Source organism: Streptomyces sp. NRRL B-24572, from assembly GCF_002156145.1.
Lineage (GTDB): Bacteria > Actinomycetota > Actinomycetes > Streptomycetales > Streptomycetaceae > Streptomyces > Streptomyces vietnamensis.
This window is the reverse complement of the sequence record NZ_MWIG01000619.1, coordinates 1-3,445: the sequence shown is the minus strand read 5'-3', so window position 1 is coordinate 3,445 and position 3,445 is coordinate 1. Positions and strand designations below refer to the sequence as shown.

Below are 3,445 nucleotides of genomic sequence, written 5' to 3'. Positions count from 1 at the left end.
CGCCGCCCACCCCGTCGTCCCGCACCTGCAGCATCAGCCGGTCGCCCGTCCGCCACACGTCCACCCAGGCCCGCCGGGCGCCCGAGTGCCGGGTGACGTTCTGGAGGAGCTCCGAGACGGTGAAGTACGCGATGCCCTCGATCGCCGGCACCGGCCGGGCCGGCAGGTCCACGTCCACGGACACCGGGACCGAGCACCGGGAGGCCACCGCCGAAAGGGCCGCGTCCAGGCCCCGGTCGGTGAGGACGGCCGGGTGGATGCCCCGGGCGAGGTCCCGCAGCTCCTGGAGGGCCAGCTTCACCTCGCCGTGCGCCTCGTCGACGAGTACCGCCGCCGCCTGCGGGTCCCGCGCCAGCTTCTCCTTCGCGAGCCCCAGGTCCATGGCGAGCGCCGCGAGCCGGGCCTGCGCGCCGTCGTGCAGGTCCCGCTCGATGCGCCGCAGGTCGGCGGCCGCGGTGTCGACGACCACGCCCCGGTCAGACTCCAGCTCCGTGACGCGCGAGGCGAGGCGCGACGGGCCGAGGAGCCCGGAGACGAGGAGCCGGTCGACGGAGACGAGCCCGCGCAGCACCCACGGCCCGACGAGGACGAACACGAGCCCGATCGGGCTGGTCACGGCGAGCTCGAAGGGCGCGTCGAGGTAGAAGGCGTGGGTCGCGTCGCCGTACAGCTGGATCCCGTCCTGCCCGACCCACGTGGGGAACACCCACTGCCACAGCGGGTACGTGAAGAGGCTCCAGCCCCAGGTCCACAGCGCCACGGTCACCGAGAACGAGAAGACGGCCCAGGGCATGTGCAGCACCGCGTACAGCAGGTGACGCCACGACGCACCGCTCTTCAGCATGGCCCCCATCCACGAGAGCGCCCCGCCGGTCCGCCCGCGCACCGGCTCCGGCGCCGCCACGTCGAGGCCGAGCAGCCCGCGCGCCCGGGCCCGCTCCACCGCGCCGAAGCCCCGGCACATCGCGAGCGCCCCGGCCAGGATCGGTACGCCGAGGAAGGTGACGAGCAGCCCGGCGCCGGTCGAGACGAGGGCGACCGAGAGCACGAACCAGCAGATGCCCAGCGGCAGCCCGATCAGCACGTACAGGAGGGCGCGCCAGGTGCGGGCCTCGAACGGCGCGCGGATCGCGGCGGGAAGTCGGTGGGAGGCGGCCATCGCGGAGTTCCTTCTCTGCTCGTCTGCTCGAACGGGGCGGGCGGTACGTGTTCCAGGGTTCCGTTCCGCCGCCCGCCGGACCATGAGGAAGGTGGGCGTCTACGGGCGGGGGTTTTCCCTACCTACGGCTCATCCGGTGGGCCGGGAGCGCCACGGCAGCTCCGCCGTCACCGTCGTGGGACCGCCGTCGGGGGAGTCCAGGACGAGCACCCCGTCGACCGCGCCGAGCCGCTCCGCGAGCCCCGCGAGCCCCGTACCGCCGTCGAAGCGCGCCCCGCCGGTCCCGTCGTCCCGCACCTGGAGCATCAGCCGGTCGCCCGCCCGCCACACCTCCACGGAGGCGGACCGGGCACGCGCGTGCTTGGAGACGTTCTGGAGGAGTTCCGAGACCGTGAAGTACGCGATGCCCTCGATCGCCTCCGCCGGCCGCTCCGCCAGGTCCACGCTCACCTTCACCGGCACGGTGCAGCGCGCGGAGACGGAGGAGAGGGCCGCGCTCAGGCCCCGGTCGGTGAGGACGGCCGGGTGGATGCCCCGGGCGAGGTCCCGCAGTTCCTGGAGGGCGAGCTTCACCTCGCCGTGCGCCTCGTCGACCATCGCCGCGGCGGCCTCCGGGTCTTCGAGCAGCTTCTCCTTGGCGAGGCCGAGCCCCATGGCGAGGGCCACGAGCCGGGCCTGCGCGCCGTCGTGCAGGTCGCGCTCGATGCGCCGCAGGTCGGCGGCCGCGGTGTCGACGACCACGCCCCGGTCCGACTCCAGTTCGGCGATCCGCCGCTCCAGCTCGTCGGAGGGCGAGAGCAGCCCCCGGACCATGCCCCGGTCGCCGTTGGACAGGCCGCGGGCCAGGAAGGGCAGCACGGGCCAGAGGACGATGAGCGAGACGAGGCCGACGGTGAACGTCACGATCCCCCAGGGCAGCCGGATCAGCCCGTACAGCTGGGTCCGCCAGGCCACCGGGTCCTTCAGCCGGGACCACAGCCAGCCGAAGAAGCCGCCGGCCGGGGGCAGCGGGGAGGGCTCGGCGACCGTCACCCCGAGCAGCGCGCGGGCCCGCGCCCGCTCGGACCGGCCGATGAGGCGGGCGCCGCCGAGGCCGAGGGCGAGCAGCGGCAGCCCGACGACGGTGACCGCGAGGCCCGCGCCGAGCGCGATGCTGACGACCGCGTAGACGAAACCGGCCAGGGCCGTGAAGAGGTTGGAGAGGAGGAAGGCGATCTCCTTCCAGGTCTCCTTCCCGTAGGCGAGCCGCAGCGGCGGACGGGGGGTCTCGGCGGAGCCGGGGGACTCGACCGGCTGGATGGGATCAAGATCGGCGCTCATGGTCCCCAGACTGCCGTTCGAGGAGGGCGCGACGCCATGGGGGAGGTGGGTGAGCGGAAGGGGGGCTATCCCCACCGGCGACGGCACCGGCCGGGCATCGGCCGGAGCATCGGCGTAGGCACCGGCCGGGCATCGGCCGGGGCACCGGCGTAGGCACCGGCCGGGCATCGGCCGGGGCACCGGCGTAGCCACCGGCCGGGCATCGGCCGAGGCATCGGCGCAGGCACTGGTCGTGGCACCGGCCGAGGCGCCGCAAGGCACCCGCGACTGCTTACGGTCCCTTTAGCAGGGCCTAGACTCGCGTCCGTACAGACTGACTCATGAGACACCGAGACCGAGGGGCGGACGTGCGGGAACCGACCGTTGTCGCGGCCGACGCGGCGGACTACTTCCAGACGTATTCCGTCGTCGGCCTGCTCGCCGTCGTCGGCGTGCTCTTCGTCGCCGTGGCGTTCGGCGCCGGCCGGCTGCTCAGGCCCGTCGTGCCGACGCCCGAGAAGCTCCTCACCTACGAGTGCGGTGTCGATCCCGTGGGAGAGGGCTGGGCCCACACCCAGGTCCGCTACTACGTGTACGCCTTCCTCTACGTCATCTTCGCCGTCGACTCGATCTTCCTCTTCCCCTGGGCGACGGTCTTCGCGGCGCCCGGCTACGGCGCCACGACCCTGGTCGAGATGTTCGTCTTCCTGGGCTTCCTCGCCGTGGGGCTGCTCTACGCATACAAGAAGGGCGTCCTGACATGGACGTGACCCCGCTCCCCGCCCCGAAGCTGGGGCCGCTGGCCCGCCTGGCCCCCGAGCCGATGAAGGTGGTCCTGAACTGGGGCCGCCGCTACAGCCTGTGGGTCTTCAACTTCGGGCTCGCCTGCTGCGCGATCGAGTTCATCGCCGCGTCGATGGCCCGGCACGACTTCATCCGGCTCGGCGTGATCCCCTTCGCGCCGGGCCCGCGCCAGGCCGACCTGAT

General features: G+C 73.5%; 3 protein-coding genes and 1 pseudogene. 2 read left to right on the top strand and 2 right to left on the bottom strand.

The genetic code is table 11. From position 1 onward, the window contains the following. The coding region (locus tag CCN56_RS31750) for a sensor histidine kinase (protein ID WP_086831349.1) at positions 1–1,159 on the bottom strand (1,159 nt) is incomplete at its 3' end. Between the two features lie 129 nt (positions 1,160–1,288). Next, positions 1,289–2,479 (bottom strand): sensor histidine kinase, encoded by a 1,191-nt coding sequence (locus CCN56_RS31745; protein ID WP_086831348.1) that lies wholly within the window; start codon positions 2,477–2,479, stop codon positions 1,289–1,291. A gap of 320 nt (positions 2,480–2,799) precedes the next feature. Between CCN56_RS31745 and CCN56_RS31740 the strand changes: the two genes are divergently transcribed. Further along, positions 2,800–3,228, top strand: a complete 429-nt coding sequence (locus CCN56_RS31740) for an NADH-quinone oxidoreductase subunit A (RefSeq protein ID WP_174518279.1) — start codon at positions 2,800–2,802, stop codon at positions 3,226–3,228. Further along, positions 3,219–3,445: pseudogene (locus tag CCN56_RS31735) on the top strand (hydroxyacid dehydrogenase); the annotation flags it as partial. The gene CCN56_RS31740 and the pseudogene CCN56_RS31735, both read left to right, overlap by 10 nt.

What these genes read in the sequence shown, in the direction of transcription:
- CCN56_RS31740 (WP_174518279.1), top strand. Translation starts at nt 2,800, where the DNA reads ATGAGACACCGAGACCGAGGGGCGGACGTGCGGGAACCGACCGTTGTC.
- CCN56_RS31745 (WP_086831348.1), bottom strand. Translation starts at nt 2,479, where the DNA reads ATGAGCGCCGATCTTGATCCCATCCAGCCGGTCGAGTCCCCCGGCTCC.